Genomic DNA, 25,041 nt, shown 5'->3' with positions numbered 1-25,041 from the left:
ATACGCAAACCGCTTGTCAGACGTTCCATAGAAGTGTTCTGGTCGTTCTGAGACAATGTCAGGTTACGCTGTGCGTTAAGTGACATAATGTTTGAGTTAATTACCATAGACATGAGGCTTTCTCCTATCAACCAGATTTATCTGGTTGTTTTGTGTTCGTTACCGGTGTTCCGCTACTTTAAAAATGGCATTGCCACCGGGTATATTTAACTTATCGACCAATGGTTTGGTTGCTTTAGTCTTTATTTTTACTTTCTTCTGTGGCAGCGTTCTTCATCGGCTGGCTTATCTATCGGCGCTTTTATGCGCTGCTTTAGGAATGGATTTAGAGAAATTTTGCAGCGCTACTTAAACGCTCTATAAGCACTTAATTCATGTTGACAATGGAATTTTTTATGCTAAAGATGACACAACAACTACTTGATTTAACAAAAGAAATACAACTTTCTGCAGATGCCGGCGCGTGGGATACAGTGGCAAAACTACAAATTACCCGCGAGAATTTAATAAAAAAAATTGAGCAATTACCTGTACCGCAGGATGAGAAATCATCCCTGGAGATCGAAGCACTGATTATTGAAATACAAAAAACAGACGCGGCCATCATGCCAAAAGTGATTGAGCAGATGCGGGCTTTAACTGAGAACAGAAAACAAACCAACAAGGGAAAGAAAATGACAAAGGCTTATCAGTCGACCCGATAAGCCTTGAGTGCGCAAAGAGTGCTGCGGGAACAGAGCCGTTACCAATAGTACCCGTCTGGTTAAGGTAAATCTAAATAGTTAATCTAGTTAATATAATTAAATAAGGACAGTGCCGATACCCGCCCGAAAACAGCCTGGGTTGCCGATAAGGTGGCTTCTTCTAACGTAAATTCACTGATCGCCGAGGCTAAATCCGTATCAACCAAACTGGATATTGCCGACTCTGTAAACAACTTAAAATCAAGATTAGAGCTACTGATAAACCCGAGGGAGCTTAAGCGCGATCCTATCGTAGTCACCGCTTCATTATTACGCTCTGATGCTTGTTTAAACTGATCCAGACTGGTCGCTACTAACTCGCCTAATGCATCACGCTCTGCCTGTGTTGCTACTGGTTTAAGCAGTTCTTCAGCCAAATCCAAGGCGACATCCAGAACATTCTTTTTTTCAGCAGAGACGTTAAACGTCAATGTATTGTCTGTAGCACTCGCGGGTGCATTCAGCTCAAATGTCATTCCGTTAAAATCGATCGAATCGCCTGGTGTAAAAGAAGTTAACGATACTATTTCGTTTCCGCCGCTATCACTCATTTGATAACTGTATAACCCGGACGGAACAGGAGCGTCTTCTGTTACTGCTATCGTAAGGTCACCCAATCCTTTGACGGCCTCTATGAAGCTTGCTTCATCTTCGCTCGACGTAAAAGAAACATTACTGACAAAAGGCTTTGTCGTTGTCACACCGCTTTCGTAATCAAAGACCTCCTGGCCTGTCATGGTGACGTTCAAGCGATCATCCACTGACTCAAACAGGTACGCACCTGAATCGTTAGATGGCATAAACAGCTCAGAACCTACCTGTATCTGGCGCTGACCATCGTCGCCCTGGTATGCGTAGCGTCCATTTTCCAGTTCATAGGGCTTAGTCGCGCCCCGGCTGCCGGAAAAAAGATACTCGCCTTGTGAATCCTGGGTGTTCATTAAGCCAGCGACGTAACTGGTTAACTGGGTAAGCTCATTCGCGATGGTTTTCCTGTCTTGATCACCTAAGGTTCCATTGGCAGCGTTAAGTGTTAACTCACGCATTCTGTCAATGGCGATATTGACATCACCAAGAATGGTTTCTTCCAACTCCAAACGGCGTTCAGTGACATTGATGTTGTCGTCAAATTTTGAGTACTGTGCCAATTCGCTTTCTAACTTAACTACCTGAGCCGCGGCGACCGGATCATCTGAAGGAGTCTGCAGCTTTTTACCTGTCGAGATCTGGTCTTGCAGTTCAGCCAGTTTTGACTGTGAATTCTGCATTTGATCTATCGATTTAAAATACTGTTGCTGGGTTGAAATTCTCATTACTCAGCCTCCTTCATTAAATGCTGTTAAGCAAGGTATCAAATAATGTTTGTGACGTTTTTATTAACTGAGCAGAAGCCTGATATGCTTGCTGAAACTGCACTAATTTAGCCGCTTCTTCATCCAGGTTAACACCCGAGACACTCGACTTTGCCGTAACAGTAGAATCCAATACGGCTTTATTTGCCGCCATGGTAATTCGGGAAGCAGACGTACTCGTGCCGACACGTTCGATGAGACTTCCGTAAAGATCCTGATAAGAACCACCCTCAAAAAGATCTTGCTGTTGCAGGCTTGAGAGCGCCAGCGCATTGCGGTTATCGGATACGCCATCCTCATTAAAAGTAAAGCTAAAACGGTCACCTGCGGTTGGCAGGCTATCAATAACGACCTCATAACCATTCAATTCAATAGCTTTACCCGCTTCATAATTCGCACTTGATAAAAGCTGAGGATTAGATGGCTCACTCATATCGTAGACAGTGTAAGCCAGCGGATCAGTATTATTAAACACGATATCAACGGGAGGATTCAGCTCTGTTGCATCGCTTGTCATCAAAGCATTTGGTTTGGTCACCGTCACCGAAGCAACCCCCGAGCCCTGATTATCGGTGTCGGCTGTTATACGTACGGGCGATGCCAGTGCTAATTTTTTCCCATCCTGAATTTTTGATGTTAAATCTTCAGCGCCGGTTCTTACCGGCTGTATCAAAAACGTATCGCCTTTGACTAACTCTGAGCTGGCATTTAACGTCACTTTCATACCATCGACCTGAAAGGAGAGCGTTTTGCTAGCTGAGTCGAAGTAATATTCGTTTTCTTCATCAACGGCAGCAACGGCATCAGAAATACTCGTAAAACTGGTAGCCGGTGCTTCTGGCTGGACCTTTGACAATTGATTGATTCGGGTCTGCTGACCATCACTGTTACGCGTGAGCGTAATACTATTATCGTTATCAAACGTTAGTTCGTAATCAGACGCCTTGAGCAGAGAAATATCTTTTATTTCTACACCACTGGAGCCTTTAAGAAGCGTTGACTGGTTATCTGATTTTGAGGAGATACGGCTAGATTGCAGTGCAGTGCTGTTGACATCATTAAACAGATTGCCGCCCAGCTCATTGTTCAGATCCATACCCGCACTATGCAGAGTATTCATGCTCTCTGCAAAACCAATCGCCATGCGCCCCAATTCATCACGGGCACTATTCAGCGCTTCGTTCCGATATTGCAACAACCCACCGATACTGCCACCACTAAGCTCATCCGTAACCGTAATCTTCTGACCTGAAATAACAAGCGCCAGATCATTCTGCGAACTATCCGGATCACCTTGCAGCGACTGCATCTGGCTGGCAGAAGTCCCCACCACCAGAGGCTGACCGTTACCGATAAAGACACTGAACTGATCGCCTTGCTCGATGACTCTGACACCCACCAGCTCTGATAACTGATTGGTGAGCTCTTCCCGCTGATCTTTAAGCTCGTTGGCAGGATTACCGGATGATGTTGCCGTCTGGATGTTATCATTTAACTCGGCGATGCTGCCCGCCAATGAATTAATCTGGCTGGCGACATCATCCAGAATACCGTTAATGTTACTGTCTTGACGATTGATATGCGCATCCAAATCATTGAAACGCTGCACCAAGGCATCCGACTCTGCAACAAACAACTCCCTATTGGGTATAGAAACCGGATCATCCACCACATTTTGTAATGCAGAAAAGTACTCATCCAGCGCATTAGAGACACTGCTTGTGTTGGTGGCGAGCAGGTTATCTAACTCGCCCGACATATCGGCATAGGTTGATGTTTGGTTATAAGAAGACAGATCAGACCACAACTGCTGAGTCAGAAACTGATTGGTAATACGCTCAACAGAATCAACCTGTACACCGGATTGATCCGGCAATGTAGAAAAATTAGCAATCTGACGACTATATCCATCCGTATTGACATTGGCTATGTTCTGACCAACGGTCGCTAGCGCCGACTGGTTTGACCTCAGCGCCTGATTACCTAAATTTAACAAATTGAAACTGGACATGATCTATCTCCGGAGAGTGGCGCTGCATTAGCACCAAAACCTTATACATATCTTCTCTATAGCGGCTAAACATCAACCTTCTTTAGGTGTGTTTAGTCCCATTGCCAGAATACGGTTTTCAAAAATGGTGGTGATCTTGTCTGCATAGGCAGGATCTGTGGCATATCCGGCGGCTTGTAACTGCTGCAGGTATTCACGCGGGTCGGCGGCTTGTTCTAATGCCTGTTGGTAGCGCGTGCTATTTTTCAAAAAATCCGCATAGTCGCTGAAACTCTGCTCATAGGAGTCGTATGAACGAAACAGGGCTTTTTCCTGTTGGGCCACCCCATCACGATACTCCAGTGTATTCACCTGTGCCCGCTCACCATCCCAACGCTTATCTGCTTTGATATTGAATAAATTATTGCTGCTATTGCCTTCTGCATCACGAATAATATGCTTACCCCAGCCAGTCTCTAACGCGGCCTGCGCTAACAGCACTTTGGGGTCTACTCCCAGTTCAGCCGATATCTCTTCAGCCAAAGGAAGCAAGGCGCTGACGAAGGCTTCAGGCGAATCAAACTTATCCGGCAAATTGGCTGCCGGGGTTGTTGTTCGTAATGTCGATGCTTTTTCCGTTAAAAGCTGCTCAACGGTTTCACTAATAGGCGTAATAGACGGAGGCGCTTCGGTTTTAGTGCTGTTCAGCCCTTGTATCGACGACACTGTAACACCCGCACCCTGATCAAATGCGCGGTTAAGTAATCGCTCAGATTCCGAGACCGATCGCATGTTTTTATCATCGTCATCATCACCCATACGCACATTCAACTGATGGCTCAACTGCCGAGCCAGCACGTCTGCCAGGCCGATGCCGTTACTTTGTGACATTTCCTGCGTCATCTGGTTATCCAGCATGCCCTGATAAAAACCTACGTTGCCGCCGCTGAACACATTATCTTCACTGAAGGATGCATTCGCCTCTCGCATACTCTTCATGACCATGCTCAAAAACATCTGCTCAAATTGTTGTGCAACCTGCTTGAGCGCTTCAGGCGTATCGGTTTTTGCCTGCTGCTTGAGCTTTTGCAGACTTCCCATATCGGCATAAAAATCAGGATTGTGCTTTGGATCCGTATTAATCGCCATGATCAGATCACTATCAGTTCGGCTTTAAGCGCACCCGCTTGCTTAAGCGCTTCAAGAATGGCCATTAAATCACCCGGAGCAGCACCGACCTGGTTTACCGCTTCGATAATCTCTTGTAATGATGTACCCGGCGAAAACTCAAACATATGCCCTGAGCCCGCATCCACCTCTATTCCGGTACGCGGCGCAATCACTGTATCACCGCCCGCTAAGGCATTCGGCTGAGTTACATCCAGGTTTTCTGTGATGGCAACGGTTAACCCACCGTGAGTAATAGCTACCGGCGATACACGTACGTCCTGCCCTATGACAATCGTACCGGTGCGCGAGTTAATGATGACTTTAGCCACCTCTTTAGCCGGTGTGATTTCCAGATTTTCCAGTACAGAAATAAATGAAACGCGTTGCGATGCATCTCTTGGCGCTCTGACACGAATTGATGTTGCATCAAGCGCCGCCGCCGTATTCATGCCTAACAAACTGTTGATCTCTTCGGAAACCCGTCGCGAGGTCGTAAAGTCAGGGTGATTGAGATTAAGAATCAGGCTATCTCCCTGCGCAAAGGCATTGGGCACAGTACGCTCAACTGTCGCACCATTAGGAATTCGCCCAACACTGGGAACATTTAAGGATAACCGCGAGCCATCCTTACCTTCGACACCAAAACCGGAAACCACCAGGTTACCCTGCGCCATTGCATAGATTTGACCATCCGCGCCTTTCAGCGGCGCCATCAGCAAACTACCACCGCGCAGACTTTTTGAATCACCAATAGAGGATACCGTCAGGTCGATGGTTTGACCTGGCTTGGAAAAAGGCGGTAACTCTGCATGTATAGCGACGGCGGCTATATTTTTTGATGTAGGGTCTATGGTTGAAGGGATAGCGACGCCAAAATTGTTCAACATATTTCTGAACGTCTGCGATGTAAAGTTAGCCTTATCGCCGGTACCATCCAAGCCGACCACCAGGCCATAACCCACCAGTTGGTTATTACGTACGCCTGCTACTGAGGTGATATCTTTTATACGCTCAGCCATTGCACCGGATGAAAACAACAATGTCATGAGTAGCAATGTAACAAGCTTATTGATCATGTGATTCATCACTTATACCTTTTTTATTTAAACGCAATCGTTCAATAATATTCTAGAACGGCCACAATGGGCTTATAAAGAAGCGAGTTAACCATCCCATCACATTGGTGTCATGCACACCGCCGGTACCACTGTAGCCAATTCTGGCATCTGCCAACTTGGTGGAAGGAATCGTGTTATCAGCAGCAATGTCCTGGGGGCGAACCAACCCGCTGATCTGAATGTATTCATCGCCCTGATTTAACTGCATCCATTTTTCGCCCCTGACAGACAACACGCCATTCGGCAGTATTTCATGAACCGTCACGGTAATGTCACCACTGAGGCTATTGCTCATATCCGACGAGCCTTCACCATCAAAGGTGTTATTTGAAGAGTCGATGTTTGCACTCAAGGGCGCACCAAACACTGACAGGGCATTACCCAAAATCGTTGGCTGGGGTATCGATAACGCGCTTGTTTTGTCTGCAGTTGTTGACGCCGATTTAGATGATTGGGTTTTTTCACTAAGAACAATAGTAATGATGTCTCCAACGCGATGCGCCCGGCCATCACTGTAAATATCCAGATTAGTAGCGGCATTAAAAATGGAACCATCAATGGGTTTAGGTTGTTGCAACTGCTGTGGTGCTACCGGTGCATAATAAGGGCGATCAGGTTTGACTGGCTTGTTGACACAGCCAACCAGCAGGATAGATACACTTATTAACAACACAACTTTTTTCATGATGCTTTTCATAAGTCCCGTCATAATGTTCCTGTCACAAGAGTGCTCATTGCCACCTTCATAAAGTCCTCTGATTAAATCTACGGTTTAAAGCTGCTGCGATACATAAGAGAGCATTTCATCAGCGGTAGAGATAACTTTGGAGTTAATCTCGTAAGCACGCTGGGTAGTAATCATATTCACCAGCTCTTCCACCGAATTTACATTCGACGCTTCCAACATCCCCTGGCGCAAGATACCTGTGCCCGCTTCGCCCGGCACGGCAACCTCCGGTACACCACTGGCAGCCGTTTCGATAAACAGGTTCTGACCTATTGCTTGCAGGCCTGCCGGATTGATAAAGGTGGCTATTTCCAACTGAGTGATATCTACAGGCGTAGCACTGTCAGCAACAACGGCGGTTACTGTGCCATCAACCCCCACCGTAAAAGTCTGAACCTCGTCAGGCAGTGTCACAGCAGGCTCGATTAAGTAACCCTCGACTGTAACCAGTTCATTATCGCTGTTAAGGTGGAATTGTCCGTTACGCGTATAGCCGATTTCACCATTAGGCATACTGACCTGAAAAAATCCCCGGCCATTAATCGCTATATCAAACGCCTCATCAGTAACCTGCATCTCACCCGCTTGAAAAAGCTTTTGCGTACCGACAACCCGCACCCCATTACCCAGCTGTAAGCCTGAGGGCAGTTGCGTACCTTGTGCAGAATCCGCACCCGGTTGACGCTGAACCTGATAGAGCAGATCTTCAAAAACGGCCCGGTCTTTTTTAAAACCAACGGTACTGACGTTTGCCAGGTTGTTGGAGATAACTTTGAGCTGTGTATCCTGAGCGGACAAACCTGTTTTAGCGACAAATAGTGCACCGTGCATGGCTATCTCCTAACGCTGCTTAGCTTAAAGAAAGGATTTGAGTCGCGGCGGATGAGTTCTCTTCCGCGGTCTTCATCATTTTTATGTTCATTTCAAACTGGCGTGACAAGCTGATAATACTGGTTAACTCATTGACAGCATTAACATTACTCGACTCAAGATAGCCAGAGCGCATCTTAAGATTCAGGTCTGCAGGCTGCACAGCATTCGCATCCACATGCATTAAACCATCAAGCCCTTTGTAAATAGACTGCTGATCAAGATTAACCATTTTTATCCGATCAACCACGGCAAGCTCGGCTGCCGACTCACCAGATGGACGGATAGTGATCGTTCCATCGGAGCCGATTTCAATTTGTTCCGCTTCCGGTACGGCAATAGGAATGCCGCCGTTACCCATCACCGGCAATCCACTGCCTGTTACTAACTGATTAGCGGCATTGAGCTGCAGTTCGCCGCTACGGGTATAAGCTTCATTGCCGTCGGGGCCAATCACCGCCAACCAACCACCGCCATCGACAGCCACATCTAATGACCTGCCCGTCTGGATAAAGGTGCCGGTCGTGGTATCGGTTGCCGGACGCTCTGTCATCGCATAAACACGACTGGGCAAACCCTCGCCAAACACCTGCATGGCGCGGGCTTGAGCCAAATCTGTTTTAAAGCCGGTAGTGCTCACGTTGGCCAGATTGTTGGCATGCGTTTGCTGCGCAAGCATATTTTCACGCGCCCCGCTCATTGCAACAAAAATAACTTTATCCATAACATCTTCCGGTCTGTGTCATTGTTTTTTTATTTTCTCTATCCAGACAAATGCAAAGCGTGTGCCAAAAAAAAGAGCCGCATAAGCGACCCTTTAAATAAACACAATAGAGTACAGATCAGATCTGCAAAATCGACTGCGTTACTGTGTTCAGCGTTTCCAGTGTTTTGGAGTTTGCCTGGAAATTACGCTGCGCTTCAATCAGCTTAACCAACTCAGCAGACAGATCGACGTTAGATTGCTCTAATGAAGCGGAATTTAACAAACCATTCAAGCCTGTTCCCGGCGGATTCAATAAAGCCCCGCCCGACGCGAGAGTAGCAGACCACTCGGTATCACCACTTGGCTGCAAACCTGCCTGGTTTTCGAACGATGCGATAGAAACCACACCTATTTTAAGCTCTTCACCATTACTAAATGCCGCAATCATTTCACCCGTTCCGGCAAATGAAACACCGATGAGATCCCCTTTAGCGTAACCATCCTGATCAGATGCTTTAATGATGGAATCAGATGCAAACTGGGTTGAGCCTTCCAGGTTCAACGTAATTACATTATTAGGGTTTGCAGGATCAGCGCCCTTAATCGTTAACTCCGGAACTGCTGCGCCTGTAACGATAGCTTCACCATTCACCGAAGACAGCAAACCATTGGTAGGATTATATTTTAATAGTATAGGCCCGGGCGCTGTTGCTATATCTGTCGAACTCGGATCAGGATTCGTTTTTCGACCCAGATCAAGGGCAGTATCGCCATTCAGATAAGCATAAACTCTGTATACACCGTCGTAACTATTATCTCCTTCAATCACCAAATCACTGGTAACAGTCACATCTACGGCACTAGCAGCCCCAAACAACCCAGCAGTTCCCGTTGCCACTGCCTCTGATACATTAACAGGACTCCCGGTTACTTCTGATGCGCTAACATCTGGCTTGTATACGATCTTAATTGAACCATTGATGCCTTGGTCCGCATCATAGGTCACAGACTGAATGAGTGGATTAGACTCAATAATGTCGGACTCACGGGCAGCAATGGCCGCGGCTATTGTTGAGACCGGAACCGGCTCAGTCGCTGCACCATCACCGGTAGAGATACTAATTTCAACCCCTTCTATTTTTACAGTATGCGAAATATTCTGGGTGAAATTTGCAGCGTTAAACTCGAAAAATTCCTGATGATTACTCGACACAAATCCTGTGCTATCGTTTTCGGATGACGCATAAACATCAGAAGTCGCACTATTAACCACCGCGACATCGCCATACTCAATGGAATCGGATTTAGTAATGACTCTTAATTCACCATCTCCTGTTGTAGCCCCTGCCGGCAGATAATATTCAACGGCTAAAATACGCGGATCCTTACTCTGCAAATCCGCCAAGCCGTCTCCACTAAGCCTCCACAGCTCTGTGTCACCATTATCGATAGAAGTCGAATCGTTCACAAAGCCATTCACTTCATCAGCATCTCCACTGGCAGGCAAAGCGAATGGTAAAGTGAAGCCGGAAATAGCAGGGGTTGTCCCTATGCTGGCCACATATTGGTTATACTCATTCTCAGGACGCTGCTCAACGAAGTTATATTTAATCGTATGCTCATTACCCAAACTATCGTAGGTGCGCACAGTTGTACTGTAAGTATAAGAACCCGCCTTATCTTTATCATAGTTAGGCAAGAGTGTTGTGGCGTCCTCACGTGCATCAATATTGAGTGCCAAATCCATATCACTGGTTGCTTTAGGTGGGTATTCCTTCTGCGTTACCGCTAAATCACCTATCGGCAATCGGTTTTCTTTATCATCTAACCCGTAACCTTGCAGTCGTTTTCCGTCTTTAGAGACAACATAGCCTTCTTTGTCTAACTCAAAGGCTCCGGCACGCGTATAAGTAATTCCACCCTGCTGGTCATCTAACTGGAAGAAGCCTGAACCATTAATTGATAAATCCAGATTATTATTAGTGAACTCTAAAGTACCTGAGCTAAAGTCCTGCGCAATATCGGTAACCGTCACACCAGAGCCAGGTGTATTACTACTCCCCGCCCCCACTACAGACGCTGTATAGATATCCCCAAACTCAGCTCGCGATGATTTAAAACCAACCGTACTTGAGTTTGCAATGTTGTTACCTGCCACATCAAGCATGGTTGATGATGCTTTTAATCCTGTAACCGCGATATTAAAACCCGCCATGACTATATCCTCTCATTAACCTATTTGCTTGATATCATTAATACTGACGGAACCTGCACCGGTATTCACTTTCATACCAATACCGTTTTGTCCCAAAGTGACACTGTCTACCCGATGACCGATGTAGCTTTCCGCCGTTGTATATATGCCATCGGTATCTGTTGCCTCAACTACAACGCGATACTCACTTTGCTTTTCACGATCGCCTACCTGCCAGCTAAAGGTATGATCACCTGAGGTTTTAGACCCCATTGACCAACTATCCACTACACCACCCGACGCATCATAGATAGAGACGCGCACATCTGAGGCGCTATCCGGCAAGCTCAATACACCCTCAATTTCACCTTCAGTATTGAGTACTGCAGTATCTGTTTTAACAAACGCTGTCTGACCCACCATAGAGGATGCCTGTAAAGCCGCCTGACTGGTTAATAAGGCACTGCTCATTTCTGTCATGGTCGTGTTGAGGTTATTAATACTTTCCACTGAACTCATGTTAGAAATCTGTTGCATAAAATCAGCAGTATCCGCCGGACTGGTAGGATCCTGATTTTTCAGCTGTGCAATCATCAACTTCATAAACATCTCGCTGTCTTCCTGAGACTGCGTTGTGCTACCAGAACTCGATTGATTAGCACTGTTTATCGACTCATAAACCGATGTTGCATTACTTATACTGTTGATATCAGCCATATCGTGACCTCAACTCTTTATATTAAAATTTAGTTAATTACTGGCCCAGCGTAAGAGCACGCTGCACCATCTGTTTTGCTGTATTCATAATTTCTGCATTGATCTGAAAAGAGCGCGATGCTGAAATCATGTCCGCCATCTCTTCAACCACATTCACGTTTGGGTAATGCACATAACCTTTTTCATCGGCTAACGGGTGGCTGGGATTATATTCGGTACGCAATGGCGCCTGACTTTCTACGATACCTTTGACCTGAACACCCTGCCCGGGTAACAGGCCGGCGTCTATATTGGTTACCTGCTCCAGAGATGGCTCTTGTAGCGCAAACACCGGTTTACGCGCGCGATAGGTTTGATCCACACTGGAACTAACGCTATCGGCATTGGCCATATTACTGGCGGTCGTGTTCAACCTGATGGTCTGAGCACTCATTGCTGAACCCGCTATATGAAATATATTTGCCAATGACATACTTATTCACCCTTAATCGCGCTGGTTAGACCTTTAAATTTACGGTTCAGAAAATCAAATGAAGCCTGATAACCTAAAGCGTTTTCTGTGTAACGAGCCATCTCTTCCTGAACATCCACCGTATTACCGTCAACAGCTGGCTGCATCGGCGTACGAAACATCAACTCTGCCGCAAAATCAGGATGGATAACGCTATCGTTATGTGCAGCATGCGTATTCACCATTTTCAGTGACGCCTGATTTTGCTGAGTCCCTTTTAAACCCTGTACACCCTGCAACACACTTTTAAAATCAATATCACGAGCCTGGAAATTTGGCGTATCAGCATTAGCAATGTTATTCGCAATAACTTCTGCACGTTTAGAGCGCAGGGCAACTGCGTCATCGTGTATTCCTAATGCTTTGTCAAAACTGATCGCCATACATCACCTCATACTGTGTGAATAGATTAAAGCAATGTCTATGCCAAACACACTAAAACGCCGTACAACAAGAGATCGCGAGGAATAAGAAGTTTTTTGCCAGGGTAAAAAATAGAAAAGCGGCACTCGATTGCCGCTTTATTTTGCCGCTTTTTGATTCAGCTCTAAGGCTAGATTGCCTGGTAAATAATGCCCGGGCGGCAATGAATCATTTTGTAACAATCAGCTAATCCCGCCAGAGACTCAGATGCACCCAGCAGCAGGTAGCCGCCAGGGGTGAGCTGTTTATGCATTTTACGTAAAATTTCTCTTTTCACTTCTGAAGAAAAATAGATCATCACATTTCGACAGAAAATAATATCGAATTGCCCCAACCCGGAATACTGACCTAACAGATTAATACTCTGGAAACGAATTCTGGATTTTATATCAGGGTTAATAGTCCAGGAACCATTGTTATTCGCTGTAAAGTACTTCTGCAACCGCTCCTTTTCCAGGCCTCGCCCCAACGCCAACATCTCATATTCACCTGAGCGGGCTTGCTGCAATACACTTGACGATATATCTGTCGCGATAATCTCCTCTCCCAACAAAGAGAAGCCAGGATTCGCACGTTTATATTCATCAATAATCATGCTCATTGAGTAGGGCTCTTGTCCGGTAGAGCAGGCAGCCGACCATAGGCGTATTTTTTGACGGCTTTTCTTTTTCCTTATTTCAGGCAAAAGCTTATTTTTAAGAATATCGTAGGGGTGTATATCACGAAACCAAAGCGTTTCATTGGTAGTCATCGCATCGATAACTTTATCTTTGAGCTGATGACCTGCGGGTGTTTCAAGCTGCTGTACAAGGGAAATCAGATTATCCAGCGAGTTCTCATGCATGATTTTCCCAAGTCGACTCTGCACAAGGTACTGCTTATGCGCTGCCAGCAGTATCCCGCAGTTTTTTTCCAAAAACTGACTAAACACAACGAACTCATTCGGCGTTATTTTGAAGGCGCCTACACGCTCAGTCATCACTATGATTCCATTCTATGACCGTTGCTCAACTTTTTTTATCCGTTCAATAACCACACTCGCCAAATCATCAGCATTGAACTTAGCTAAAAAGCCATCTGCACCAACCTTTTTCACCATGGAGACGTTAAAGCCTCCACTCAATGAAGAGTGCAGCACAATATGCATTGTATGCATTCGCGGATCTTCACGAATCATCGCTGCGAGGGTATATCCATCCATTTCCGGCATTTCAATATCTGATATCATCATTAAAAATAGCTCGGTAACATCATTGCCTTTCTCTGCCAGGTTATTAAGCATGTCCCAGGCAACTTTTCCGTTATTACATGTTGTTACTTTAACCCCCAGATCTTCAAGGCTTCGCTGCATTTGCTTGCGTGCTACACTCGAATCATCAACGCATAAAACATGATGTGCTTTCGCTTTAACCTTCATTTCCGGCGTGGCCAGCGCTTCACTGACTTTTGTATGCATAGGATATATGTCTGCCAGTATTTGCTCCACGTCGAGAATTTCAATCAATTTATCTTCAAACTCAAACACCGCGGTCAGATAATTTTCAACGCCAATTTCTGCCGGTGGCGCCATAATCTGATCCCACTGTGTATTCAGAATCCGGTCAACTTTTCTCACCAGAAAGGCCAGCGTACGCGTATTATATTCTGCAACAATTAAAAAGCACTGCCGGTGATCTTCCTTAGGGATAGGCATACGCCCTACCGCTTCAGAAAGGTCCAGAACGGGTATCGTTTCACCGCGAATATGTGCCAAACCTTTAACCGAAGTTGTCTGCCGGGGAACTTCCGTCAATTCAGGACATTGCAGCACTTCACGTACTTTAAATACATTAATGCCGTATACCTGATCGGTTTCAAGCGAGAATAATAAAAGCTCTAAACGGTTCTGCCCTACCATTTGAGTACGCAGGTTTACAGTATCTAAAATACCTGACATGATCTTTACCAAATCTAATGCCACTGTAACAGTGGCACCACGACAACCATCCTGTACGAATTCAGGAGCCACCGTGAGTTATTTTCGAATAATGCCCGTTATCGGCACGCTCATTATTATATTAAGTTCTTTATTATTACCCACACACAGCATAGCTGACTCTTTACAAACCACCCTGGAAGCACAGATCTATAAGCATTTCAAAGCAATGCATCCTGAATCTCATATTAATATAGTCGTAAACCCCATTAATGATCAGGTAAATAACAAAAAATGTTATGACTTTTCTATTCCACTGCCTTCTGATCTGCCTTCTGGAGGGCGTTTATCAATCAGGGCCAGCTGCACGGCTCCTGATACATGGAGTTTTTACGTAACTGCCCGGGTCGATATACTCTCGATGATTGCTACTGCTAAGCGCCCCATCCTCAAAGGCGTATCCATCAGAGCCAGAGACCTCCACTTTACACAACAAAATATTAGTACATTAAACCAAAGTTATTTTACAAAACCAGAACAACTCCTGACCTTAATAGCCCGCCGTAACATAGCCACGGGCACGATACTCACCTCCAATTTATTAGTGATTCCGGAGCTAATTAAACGCAATGACACTGTTATCATTGAAGCCACTAGCGGCACTCTTTCCGTCAGAACACAAGGCACGGCACTGGAAAGTGGAAGATATGGTGAGCAGATCCGTGTTATTAATAACAAATCACAGAAAGTGATCCGCGCCTATATAAAGCGCAGAGGCGTCGTTTCTGTCTCGCGGTAGCTATTAGATGAGTGTCTGTTTATAATTAAGCCAGCATTAATTATTTGAAAATTATTTTCACTTTACCCCTAAAGTTTTGCAATTCAGAGCCGCTAATTAACGTATACATAGATTTTGAGGGTAGAAAAATGGCTATTAATCTTAACAGTTCCTTTTCGCAGCAAGCGTTGAGTGCTCGTGAAAAGATTAGCACCCAGCGTAATGACGAAGGCGCGGCATCGGTTAGTAACGCAGCTGCCAAACCTGTTTCTAAAGATACCGTCGAGCTCAGCGACACCGTCAAGGTGATGCAAGCGGCTGATGCAAAAATTGCCAACACGCCTGATATTAACAGCGAACGTGTTGCCAGCCTGAAAGCAGCAATTGATAGTGGTAGCTACAAAGTCGATGCTGAACGTGTTGCGCAGAAGATGATTGATTTAGATGCCATGCTGGAGTAAATCGTATGACTGATCTCTCTTCTACACTCTCTGCCATTGATGCCCTCGCCTACGAGGGCATTAGCATTTTAGGCCGCTTGAAAGCACTGCTGGATCAAGAACTAGAGGCATTGAAGTCGCGAGAGATTGATTTAATCCAGAGTATCAACCTGGAAAAACAAGACGTTCTCAGCCAGTTTGATCAAAACAATCGCTCCAGAGCGGAACATCTGATCAAAACAAACCTGCCTGTTTCTAAGGATGGCCTGGATTCTCTGATTGCACAAACCCAGAATAAAGCACTGATCATACAGTTCAAAAGCCACTGGAGTGATCTTGAGACAATACTCAAAGCCACGATGGATGCTAATCAGCGAAATGAGCAGATATTGATGCGCAACAGCCACAACCTTGATAAGTTACTATCAGTCCTGCGCGGACAAAAACCGAGCAATTCTTTGTACACAGCGAAAGGGGCAAAAGGGAATTACACCGGTCAATCTCATATTGGCAAAGCCTGATCCTATAAATACCACGTCAGACGGATACTCTCCGCTATCGATACAAGCGTCCCGGTAAAATATATATTCCTCGCTATTCTTGTGTCTATTGCCAAATAAAACCCAGAAAAACTGATGATTACTTTTCAGCTTAATAAAAAACCCTTAATATACCGAGTCTTAAATATTACTCTTTGATCAAACATTTATTAGCTAAAATTGTTTATCTTATTTGTCTCAGTAGCTCAGCTGGATAGAGCAGCCCCCTCCTAAGGGGCAGGTCGCAGGTTCGAATCCTGCCTGGGACACCATAACCACTTCCCAACACTCCCCAAAGGCAATCACTCAGCAGCTTTTATCGCTACGGCTTTCATCACGGTTAAAATGCTCCACCGCCTATTTCAGCAATGCGCCTAAACTTCCATCCGGCAGGTTATCCAGAGAGAGGCTACTGCACTCTTTCAATATAGCCAGCTTCTGCATTTCTTCAGCAGTTAATTTCATCCGCTCGGCCAAACGCAAATATCGGCTAACCATTTTCAAACGCTCTTCACGTCGCAAGGTCTCTTGCTTTGCCGACTCTAAAAACAGCTGCGCAAGATTCAATAAAGCGCGTGAGTTTTTCGGATCATTTTCAATCGCTAAACCAAAATAACGAATTGCCTGCGGGATTTTATCCGCCAGATAATGCTTAACGCCGAGTCTATTCACTCTGTTACTCATTTCCGGATCGTGAGTAGCTGTCTTAGTTTTCTCTGGTGGCAATTCGGGCTGTTTATCCAAAATAGGCAAACGGTCACCTGTGATGTCCAGCAACTCTCGCTTAAGATCAACAGGATGAGGCAGCTGATCAGCAAACTTGGTGGCCTCCCCCAAATGCCGGTTCGCCTCATCCAGATCACCGAGGTCTTTACTCATCTGACTTCTCAACAGAGCCGTTTTTACCTTCAGCGATCGATCCTTAGGATATTGATAGCTCGCCGTATTAAGCAACTCATCAAATTGATTACGCAGCCCCTGCTGTTCACGCTCAGGAAGCTCAGCCATTTCCAGACGCTTAATATTGGCCAAACGAAGAAAAGGCTCCGGGGATCGATAGCAACTATTACGCCCTAAAGAAATTGACTTGCGATAGGCCGTTTCCGCCAGCTGAAGTGTTTTTGTATAGACAGCCACTCGCCCCAACTCCATCTGCCTCAATAAACTCAGGGGTGATTTTCGGGTAGCGCTGCTTAAGGTATCTTGTACAGGCAAAAGATCACCTTCATATTCCAGGACCTTGGCTAACAAATCATATATGGGTAAAAATAACGGGAATTTTTTATTAAGTTTTATCAGCAGTTTTTTTGCATCTGCATATCTGTCCTGGCCTACATAGGCTTCAGCCAGACATAACCCGCTTTCTTTTTCATTTTGTTGGTTTAAATGTTGCCTGAAGAATTGCTCCGCCTCTTTAAAGCGGTTCATTTGAAGCAATAGCCGGCCTTTAACAAGCTGCACATAATCATAGTCACTGCCGGATAACTCTACCTGATCACATAGTTTAACCGCCAGATCAAGCTGCCCACGTGATACGGCAGCATCAACATCGCGTAACGCGTCTTTACGGAACATCAAAAAATCCAGCCGATACTTGAGCTCTTCCATTGTGAACGGCTTAGTTAATAATGCATCAGGCTGGCTATCAATAGCATGCAAAATCACTTCCTGAGAGGCATCGCTAGTCATGAATATCCAGCACGCACCAGGTTTGATGTAACCCAAATAACGCGACTCCTCCAGCAGCTGCATTCCGGTGAGATGATCACTACTGTTATGCCCAAGCAAAATAATATCGAAAGAACCTTCCTTGATAAGTTCTAACACCTGGCTATTAATGGTGATAGCCTGAATATTAGATATACCAAGCTGCCTCAACATATAAACAATAGTCGAGCGCATGTTACCGCTGCTTTCAATCAACAGGACACGCTTAGTGGAGTAATCTATTTTCGGCAGGTGCACGAAACCGGTGATCCTTTTGCAACAACAACGATTATATTCACACTAGTATAAAAGCCAATGACGGCTGGGGGAAGAAGACAGGCTAACAGACAAAAAAAAACACCAACGAGGGTGAACACGCGGTGCTTAATACAGTTCTATGCTGTGGTTAACATCTTATCTGTAGATACACCTGGCATACATGATTTAAATCAAAAAATGACGCTTTTAAGTATTTCTAGACCTTCGGATAAGCAGTCCACACTTGCATTTTCCAGTACACTGGTAAAAAAGAATCAGAGTTGAAGGGAATATGACGACTACTTTTATAACCCATGACGATTGTGCTCTGCATAATATGGGTCCGGAACATCCGGAAAGCCCAATCAGACTGCTCGCTATTCGTAAAGTGCTTGAAAGAACGGGATTAATTCAGCAATTAGAGACTATGCAGTCTATCCATGTGACCCCTGAGCAAGTGGCACTGGCGCATGCCGCTTTACATCAGAAGCGCCTGGAAATGAAGCTGCCGAATGAAGGCATCGTTTACGCCGATGAAGATACAGCTTTATGCCCTCATTCACTGCATGCCGCCAGCCTGGCTGCAGGTTCCACTATCCTCGCGACTAATCGTGTCCTTGCGGGAAAAACCGACAATGCGTTTTGCGCAGTAAGACCTCCGGGACATCATGCGGAACACAATACGCCGATGGGTTTTTGTTTCTTCAACAACGTTGCTATCGGCGCAATGCAGGCTTTACAACACCCACAGGTAAACCGCGTTGCTGTAGTAGATTTTGACGTACATCACTGTAACGGCACCGTTGATATTTTTAAGGACAAACCTGAAGTATTAGTTTGCTCTACCTTCCAACATCCTTATTACCCGGAAAGATATTGTGATATTAAACGGCCCAATATTGTAAATTGCCCGATGCCTGCGCACAGTGATAGCGCTTTTTTCAGAAACATAGTGGAAAAACAATGGCTGCCAGCATTACAAAATCATAAACCTGATATGATTTTTATTTCAGCAGGCTTTGATGCGCATCACGAAGATCCTATGGCAGATATTAATCTTAATGAGGATGATTACCGCTGGGTTACCAAGCTGCTTATGGATGTGGCCCGAGTCTACTCACAAGGCCGCCTGGTATCTGTACTAGAGGGAGGCTACAACCCGGTAGCGCTCGCTTTCAGTGTGGAAGCTCATGTGGAAACACTTGCAGGTTATTAGCTCACAATGACATCCGGACAGATATAAAAAAGGCTGCTCAATGAGCAGCCTTTTTCTTTACTTTAGATCTGGTTGAGCTGGATTAGCCAACAAACTTGATCATCACACCGGCAGCAACCGCAGAGCCGATAACACCCGCAACGTTTGGCCCCATGGCATGCATCAACAAAAAGTTTTGAGAGTTCGCCTCAAGACCCAGTTTATTCGATACACGAGCCGCCATAGGCACTGCCGATACACCCGCAGATCCGATCAATGGATTGATTGAGTTCCCCCCCGCCAGTTTATTCATAAACTTAGCCATCAATACACCCATCGCGGTACCAATACCAAAGGCAATAATACCGAGTACCAGAATACCTAATGTCTCTATATCAAGGAACTTATCTGCTGATAGTTTAGAACCCACAGAAAGCCCAAGGAATATAGTAACGATATTGATTAATGCGTTCTGAGCAGTATCACTCAGACGATCAACCACGCCACACTCACGCATCAGGTTACCGAAGCAGAACATACCCAACAGAGGCGCAGCATCCGGCAGCAACATAGCGACCAGAATGAGCAACGACAATGGGAATAAAATTTTCTCTAGCTTAGAGATATGGCGCAGCTGCACCATCTTAATTTTACGCTCAGCTTCAGTCGTCAATACGCGCATGATCGGCGGCTGAATCAATGGAACCAACGCCATGTAAGAGTATGCAGCAACTGCGATAGCACCCAACAACTGCGGTGCCAGCAAACTCGCCACATAGATAGCCGTGGGGCCATCAGCACCACCGATGATGCCTATAGCAGCAGCATCCTGGATACTGAAGTCCATCAGTCCCAGACTGGTCAGACCAACCGCGCCTAAAACAGTGGCAAAGATACCAAACTGAGCTGCGGCACCTAAAAACAATGTTTTAGGATTAGCCAGTAGTGGACCAAAGTCTGTCATTGCCCCAACACCCATGAAGATAATCAAAGGCGCGGCACCTGACGCTATCGCAACTGTATAAAAGTTATACAGCATGCCATTATTGAAGTTGTTATCATTTGCCAGCAAGGTTGCAGCAGCATGAGTACTTGTATTAGAGGTATGGTAAGCATGCAAAATATCATGCGGATCGATACCGGAAATGCCGAGTACAGAAGCTATATTCGCTAATAATTCCGGGCTCGCAAAATGCACAGCGTTTTCAACGGCAGAAAACGCCAGCCCTGCTTCAGGAATGTTCGCCAGAATACCACCAAAGCCTATCGGAACAAGCAATAGCGGTTCGAAGTTTTTACGGATCGCCAGGTACAGCAGTATCAGACCAACGATGATCATGACTAGCTGCCCACCAGAAATATTGTATATTCCTGAAGCGAGCCATAAGTCTAGAAGCTTATCCATTTTGGTAGACCCCTTACGCCAGAGTAATCAGCGTATCACCCACCTGGACTGCATCGCCGTCTTTCACGTCAACAGAAACAACAGTACCTGCTCTCGCTGCGCGAACCTCTGTTTCCATTTTCATGGCTTCGAGGATCACAATCACATCACCTTCCTGCAGAGCCTGGCCCGGAGACACCTGAACTTTCCAGATGTTACCTGCCAATGGTGCAGGTACTTCTTCGCCAGAAGTAGGCGCAGCAGCGGCAGCAACAGGAGCGGCAGCCGGAGCAGATGCCGGAGTGATTGAGGAAACATCTCCACCTTCAGCAACCTGAACAACGTAGTTCTGGCCATTCACAGTAATAGTATAAACTTGAGGTCCGGTATTTTTAGGCGCAGCCATAGCTTTAGCATCCTCTAATGTAGGGGCAGGTTCAAACGCGTCAGGGTTGCCGCGATTTTCCAGAAATTTCAAACCAATCTGAGGGAATAACGCGTACGTTAAGACATCATCAATTTCATTATCTGCTTTAGCCAGAGTTAAGCCTTTTTCTGAAGCTAGTGCACGAAGTTCCGATGTCAACTTTTCAACTTCAGGAGTCAGCATATCCGCAGGACGGCATGTCAGTGGTTCTGCACCATTCAATACGCGTGCTTGCAGTTCTGCGTCGTAAGGAGCCGGCGCAGCGCCATATTCTCCTTTGAGGATGCCCTGAACTTCTTTTGAAATGCTTTTATAACGTTCGCCCATCAGGACATTAATAACCGCTTGCGTACCAACGATCTGGGACGTAGGAGTTACCAGTGGGATGTAACCCAGGTCTTTACGAATACGAGGGATTTCAGCCAGCACTTCGTCAAACTTGTCTGAAGCACCTTGCTCTTTAAGCTGGCCTTCCATATTAGTCAACATGCCGCCCGGCACCTGAGCAATCAGGATGCGTGAGTCTGTTCCACGAAGAGAGCCTTCGAATTTAGCATATTTTTTACGCACTTCACGAAAGTATGCAGCGATGTCTTCAAGCGCTTCAAGATTAAGCCCTGTATCGCGGTCCGTACCTGCCAGGGCAGCTACTACAGACTCAGTAGCACTATGTCCGTATGTCATCGACATTGAAGAGATAGCCGTATCAACACGGTCGATACCCGCTTCTACTGCTTTCAGGATCGTCATATCAGACAGACCCGATGTTGCGTGCGCATGTAGCTGAACTTCAAGATGTGTCTGTGCTTTAAGACGGGACACCAGATCGAAAGCCGCATAAGGCGTCAGAATTCCCGACATATCCTTGATAGCGATTGAATCCGCACCCATATCTTCTAAGGTTTTAGCATACTCAACCCACATATCTGTGGTGTGCACCGGGCTGGTAGTAAATGAGATGGTTCCCTGGGCATGCTTGCCTGTTGCTTTCACTGCTTTAATCGCAGTTTCAAGATTGCGAGGATCATTCATTGCATCAAAGATACGGAAAACATCCACACCATTAATAGCAGCGCGCTCTACAAACTTATTTACAACGTCATCCGCATAATGGCGATAACCTAACAGGTTTTGACCACGTAACAGCATCTGTTGGCGGGTATTTGGCATAGCCGCTTTTAATTCACGAATACGATCCCATGGATCTTCTCCGATAAAACGAATACAAGAGTCAAAAGTTGCACCGCCCCAGCTTTCCAGGGACCAGTATCCAATTTTGTCTAGTTTCTCTGCAATGGGTAACATATCGTCGATACGCATACGCGTAGCGAAGAGCGACTGATGAGCATCACGCAGAACTACGTCAGTAATACCTAGCGGTTTCTTAGCATCGGACATGGGTAAAAGGCCTTCTGTCGATAAATGTGCACGAATTTTATAGTTGTGTATCGCTTCTTATGAACGATATTTATGTACAGCAGCCGAAATTACTGCAACTAGCTCATCACTTCCTTGTTGCACAGCAACAGCGGGAGTTGGTCTAGAAGAGGTGACTTTTGGCTGTGCTGCCGGCTCAAATTTCACAACCAGCTTTGACATGTAAGTTGTTACTACAACCAACAACGTCAGGAACGTAAACACAAAGCCCATACCAAAGACCATCAGTGTAAGGCCTTCTGATAACAGATTATCCATCTGTGGCTGCTCCTAATATTGAGTAAGAAAAGTATGTATAAACCCCTAATACCGACGAGTCTCTTCTTAAAACGGAATAAACTACGACATAAAAAAAATTTATAACAGAGGCAATTAAACCTTAAAAGGCAAGCTGTAGCAACTTTACCTCACTGTTTTAGATTAACTTTCGTCGATACATCTTTAGATTGTCGACAATATTATTAGGCAATAGAATCAATAAGATAATGCAAAGCAGAAAGAAAGCATGCGTGTCGATTAGACCAACGGACGAAATATTTTTACGTGATTAAAGCCTTTTTCCTGCAAATTTTGTGCATGCAAGCGACTCATTACACCTTTGTCACAATACAACAGATACTCTTTATCTTCTGCCCACGTGACAGCCGCTGCCTCAAGTTCATAAAAAGGAACCAGAATAATCTCACATCCAGGCATGTTTAACGGCTTACGCTCCTGCTCATTGGGTGCACGCACATCAACAATCACTTGATTCTCAGAGACTCTGCTCAGCGCTTCAATATCGTCTTGAATATCCAGATTTTCAATAATTTCATCAATCTGCATTTTTTGCGAATTCAAAACCGCCTGATTAAGAATATCCATATTCAGGCACGCTTCTTCTTCGATGACCTTTTTGAGTTTTGCCTGTGTTGTCGGCCTATCTGAAATAACACCGCAATACTCCGGAATCATTTTAACAATATCAAAACAACCCAGCATTTTTGTTTTATCAACAATCTCTTGTTTATCCATGGTAATCAGCGGCCGAATGACCAGTTTTTTTGTTGCCTGGTCTATCACAGTCAGATTAGGAATCGTTTGACTGGACACCTGAGCAATACTTTCACCCGTAACAATAGCGTCAATCTTCATGAAATCCGCCACCTGCTCTGCGGCACGCATCATTTGCCTTTTCAGCACAACGCCCATATGTGAATGATGAACATTTTGTAATATATCACCCACCACCTCATCAAAAGGTACGGAAATAAATCGCACTCTGGCTGACGATCCATATTGCTGCCAAAGGTGTAAAGCAACCTGCTTAACACCTATTTCATGCGCTTTTCCGCCAAGATTGAAGAACAAAAAGTGCGTTTTTGAACCGCGCCTCATGGTCATATATGAAGCAACCACAGAGTCAAACCCACCCGAAATCAGAGACAACACCGCCTCTTGAGATCCCAGAGGATAGCCACCCAGCCCTTGAAGCTGCTTCTCAACAACATAAAGGCTAGCTTCACGAATCTCCATATCAACATAGACATCTGGCGTATGAACATTGACACCTGCCGATTCAGAGTGCTGCAACAAACCGCCGCCTACAAACCTTTCCAGATCAACAGAGGTAAAGTCATGCTTGCCATGGCGCTTTACCCGCACCTTGAAAGTCTTACCCTTGATACGATCAACATAGAGAGGTAATGTTTTTTCAAAAACGTCCTGAAAATCACCCAGCGGATATTCAGCTACCTGAATAAAAAACTGCACACCAGGGGTGCGCTGCATAGCACTACAAACTGCTTCATATGATGCCAAAGACTCTTGCGGCAACACGACTTCGATCTTATCCCAAAAACCACTCACGGTAATATTGTCTGAAATACGCTTCAGCTGTATCTGTAAGTTGTTTTGCAATCTTTGGATAAAACGACGCCGCACCGGACGACTCTTGATGGTAATTTCCGGAAACAGTTTGACGATGAATTTCATAGCAAAATACTTTTTAATTGAGGATTTTAATTGAGTACTGATTGAGTGACTTAATTGATTAACTTAATTGAGCACTAATTGAGCGACTTAACTGGAGAACTTATCTGGCGAACTCAATAGAGAAGCCTGAATGAGGAACTGCACGTAGTTATAGGTCTGAAGGGAAAGTGGTGCGCCCGGCACGATTCGAACGTGCGACCGCCTGGTTCGTAGCCAAGTACTCTATCCAGCTGAGCTACGGGCGCGCTTACACTTTATGGTACAACCTGACAATTTACTTTTTATTTAGTGGTGCGCCCGGCACGATTCGAACGTGCGACCGCCTGGTTCGTAGCCAAGTACTCTATCCAGCTGAGCTACGGGCGCGCTTACACTAAAACAGTAAATCTTTACAACTTTTACAACTTCTTACAGTATCGATTTAAAAATCTAATCATCTTTAAATCGATTCACATCATTGACTGGT

The 25,041-nt window shown here is 45.4% G+C and carries 23 protein-coding genes and 3 tRNA genes; 6 read left to right on the top strand and 20 right to left on the bottom strand.

The features are described 5' to 3' along the window. The first annotated feature begins 395 nt into the window (after positions 1 to 395). A complete protein-coding gene (locus ABY436_RS10065) occupies positions 396 to 704 on the top strand; it encodes a flagellar protein FliT (protein ID WP_372738839.1) in 309 nt (102 codons plus the stop codon). An 83-nt stretch (positions 705 to 787) separates the two neighbouring features. Here the strand turns inward: ABY436_RS10065 and flgL are convergent, their stop codons facing one another. The 13 genes from flgL to ABY436_RS10000 all read right to left on the bottom strand — a co-directional run bounded on the left by flgL (position 788) and on the right by ABY436_RS10000 (position 14,457). Further along, positions 788 to 2,056 carry a flagellar hook-associated protein FlgL gene (gene flgL / locus ABY436_RS10060; protein WP_372738838.1) on the bottom strand — a complete coding sequence of 423 codons (1,269 nt, stop codon included), beginning with the start codon at positions 2,054 to 2,056 and terminating at the stop codon, positions 788 to 790. A gap of 16 nt (positions 2,057 to 2,072) precedes the next feature. Further along, a complete protein-coding gene (gene flgK, locus ABY436_RS10055; protein WP_372738837.1) occupies positions 2,073 to 4,106 on the bottom strand; it encodes a flagellar hook-associated protein FlgK in 2,034 nt (677 codons plus the stop codon). Positions 4,107 to 4,178: 72 nt separating this feature from the next. After that, on the bottom strand, positions 4,179 to 5,234 hold the full coding sequence (gene flgJ / locus ABY436_RS10050; RefSeq protein WP_372738836.1) for a flagellar assembly peptidoglycan hydrolase FlgJ: 1,056 nt from the start codon (positions 5,232 to 5,234) through the stop codon (positions 4,179 to 4,181). A gap of 2 nt (positions 5,235 to 5,236) precedes the next feature. After that, positions 5,237 to 6,331 (bottom strand): flagellar basal body P-ring protein FlgI, encoded by a 1,095-nt coding sequence (locus tag ABY436_RS10045; RefSeq protein WP_372738841.1) that lies wholly within the window; start codon positions 6,329 to 6,331, stop codon positions 5,237 to 5,239. Positions 6,332 to 6,383: 52 nt separating this feature from the next. Beyond that, the gene (gene flgH / locus ABY436_RS10040) at positions 6,384 to 7,082 is read right to left on the bottom strand and encodes a flagellar basal body L-ring protein FlgH (RefSeq protein WP_372738835.1); all 699 of its coding nucleotides are present in this window, start codon (positions 7,080 to 7,082) and stop codon (positions 6,384 to 6,386) included. Between the two features lie 63 nt (positions 7,083 to 7,145). Further along, positions 7,146 to 7,931 carry a flagellar basal-body rod protein FlgG gene (gene flgG, locus ABY436_RS10035; protein WP_372738834.1) on the bottom strand — a complete coding sequence of 262 codons (786 nt, stop codon included), beginning with the start codon at positions 7,929 to 7,931 and terminating at the stop codon, positions 7,146 to 7,148. Positions 7,932 to 7,950: 19 nt separating this feature from the next. Then, positions 7,951 to 8,694, bottom strand: coding sequence for a flagellar basal-body rod protein FlgF (gene flgF / locus ABY436_RS10030; RefSeq protein WP_372738833.1), 744 nt, complete (start codon positions 8,692 to 8,694; stop codon positions 7,951 to 7,953). A gap of 118 nt (positions 8,695 to 8,812) precedes the next feature. Then, positions 8,813 to 10,891 (bottom strand): flagellar hook-basal body complex protein, encoded by a 2,079-nt coding sequence (locus ABY436_RS10025; protein WP_372738832.1) that lies wholly within the window; start codon positions 10,889 to 10,891, stop codon positions 8,813 to 8,815. 15 nt (positions 10,892 to 10,906) lie between these two features. After that, positions 10,907 to 11,587: a flagellar hook assembly protein FlgD gene (locus tag ABY436_RS10020; RefSeq protein ID WP_372738831.1), complete on the bottom strand. Its 681-nt coding sequence runs from the start codon at positions 11,585 to 11,587 to the stop codon at positions 10,907 to 10,909. 37 nt (positions 11,588 to 11,624) lie between these two features. Continuing rightward, the gene (gene flgC, locus ABY436_RS10015) at positions 11,625 to 12,059 is read right to left on the bottom strand and encodes a flagellar basal body rod protein FlgC (protein WP_372738830.1); all 435 of its coding nucleotides are present in this window, start codon (positions 12,057 to 12,059) and stop codon (positions 11,625 to 11,627) included. A 2-nt stretch (positions 12,060 to 12,061) separates the two neighbouring features. Further along, a complete protein-coding gene (flgB, locus tag ABY436_RS10010) occupies positions 12,062 to 12,481 on the bottom strand; it encodes a flagellar basal body rod protein FlgB (protein ID WP_372738829.1) in 420 nt (139 codons plus the stop codon). Between the two features lie 170 nt (positions 12,482 to 12,651). After that, positions 12,652 to 13,500 (bottom strand): protein-glutamate O-methyltransferase CheR, encoded by an 849-nt coding sequence (locus tag ABY436_RS10005; RefSeq protein WP_372738828.1) that lies wholly within the window; start codon positions 13,498 to 13,500, stop codon positions 12,652 to 12,654. 15 nt (positions 13,501 to 13,515) lie between these two features. Next, positions 13,516 to 14,457 (bottom strand): chemotaxis protein CheV, encoded by a 942-nt coding sequence (locus ABY436_RS10000; RefSeq protein ID WP_372738840.1) that lies wholly within the window; start codon positions 14,455 to 14,457, stop codon positions 13,516 to 13,518. Between the two features lie 73 nt (positions 14,458 to 14,530). Here ABY436_RS10000 and flgA point away from each other — a divergent pair, with 73 nt between their 5' ends. The 4 genes from flgA to ABY436_RS09980 all read left to right on the top strand — a co-directional run bounded on the left by flgA (position 14,531) and on the right by ABY436_RS09980 (position 16,465). Next, on the top strand, positions 14,531 to 15,235 hold the full coding sequence (gene flgA / locus ABY436_RS09995; protein WP_372738827.1) for a flagellar basal body P-ring formation chaperone FlgA: 705 nt from the start codon (positions 14,531 to 14,533) through the stop codon (positions 15,233 to 15,235). A 128-nt stretch (positions 15,236 to 15,363) separates the two neighbouring features. Then, complete coding sequence (gene flgM / locus ABY436_RS09990) at positions 15,364 to 15,675, top strand: flagellar biosynthesis anti-sigma factor FlgM (protein WP_372738826.1); 312 nt, start codon at positions 15,364 to 15,366, stop codon at positions 15,673 to 15,675. Positions 15,676 to 15,680: 5 nt separating this feature from the next. After that, positions 15,681 to 16,175, top strand: coding sequence for a flagella synthesis protein FlgN (locus ABY436_RS09985; RefSeq protein WP_372738825.1), 495 nt, complete (start codon positions 15,681 to 15,683; stop codon positions 16,173 to 16,175). Positions 16,176 to 16,388: 213 nt separating this feature from the next. Then, positions 16,389 to 16,465 (top strand) — tRNA-Arg (locus ABY436_RS09980). An 85-nt stretch (positions 16,466 to 16,550) separates the two neighbouring features. Here ABY436_RS09980 and ABY436_RS09975 read toward each other — a convergent pair. Next, positions 16,551 to 18,158 (bottom strand): response regulator, encoded by a 1,608-nt coding sequence (locus ABY436_RS09975; RefSeq protein WP_372738824.1) that lies wholly within the window; start codon positions 18,156 to 18,158, stop codon positions 16,551 to 16,553. Positions 18,159 to 18,450: 292 nt separating this feature from the next. Here ABY436_RS09975 and ABY436_RS09970 point away from each other — a divergent pair, with 292 nt between their 5' ends. After that, a complete protein-coding gene (locus ABY436_RS09970) occupies positions 18,451 to 19,374 on the top strand; it encodes a histone deacetylase family protein (RefSeq protein ID WP_372738823.1) in 924 nt (307 codons plus the stop codon). A gap of 82 nt (positions 19,375 to 19,456) precedes the next feature. Here the strand turns inward: ABY436_RS09970 and ABY436_RS09965 are convergent, their stop codons facing one another. The 6 genes from ABY436_RS09965 to ABY436_RS09940 form a co-directional block, all read right to left on the bottom strand. Further along, positions 19,457 to 20,758, bottom strand: coding sequence for a sodium ion-translocating decarboxylase subunit beta (locus ABY436_RS09965; protein ID WP_372738822.1), 1,302 nt, complete (start codon positions 20,756 to 20,758; stop codon positions 19,457 to 19,459). Between the two features lie 13 nt (positions 20,759 to 20,771). Beyond that, complete coding sequence (gene oadA / locus ABY436_RS09960; protein WP_372738821.1) at positions 20,772 to 22,562, bottom strand: sodium-extruding oxaloacetate decarboxylase subunit alpha; 1,791 nt, start codon at positions 22,560 to 22,562, stop codon at positions 20,772 to 20,774. A gap of 57 nt (positions 22,563 to 22,619) precedes the next feature. After that, positions 22,620 to 22,859 (bottom strand): OadG family protein, encoded by a 240-nt coding sequence (locus tag ABY436_RS09955; protein ID WP_372738820.1) that lies wholly within the window; start codon positions 22,857 to 22,859, stop codon positions 22,620 to 22,622. 258 nt (positions 22,860 to 23,117) lie between these two features. Then, positions 23,118 to 24,575, bottom strand: a complete 1,458-nt coding sequence (thiI, locus tag ABY436_RS09950) for a tRNA uracil 4-sulfurtransferase ThiI (RefSeq protein WP_372738819.1) — start codon at positions 24,573 to 24,575, stop codon at positions 23,118 to 23,120. A 168-nt stretch (positions 24,576 to 24,743) separates the two neighbouring features. Beyond that, positions 24,744 to 24,820 (bottom strand) — tRNA-Arg (locus tag ABY436_RS09945). 44 nt (positions 24,821 to 24,864) lie between these two features. Beyond that, positions 24,865 to 24,941: transfer RNA gene (locus tag ABY436_RS09940), tRNA-Arg, on the bottom strand. Positions 24,942 to 25,041: the final 100 nt, after the last annotated feature.

Source organism: Neptunomonas sp., from assembly GCF_041601355.1.
Classification (GTDB): Bacteria; Pseudomonadota; Gammaproteobacteria; order Pseudomonadales; family Balneatricaceae; genus Neptunomonas.
The sequence above is the reverse complement of the archived record's forward strand: the minus strand, read 5'-3'. Positions and strand labels throughout refer to the sequence as shown.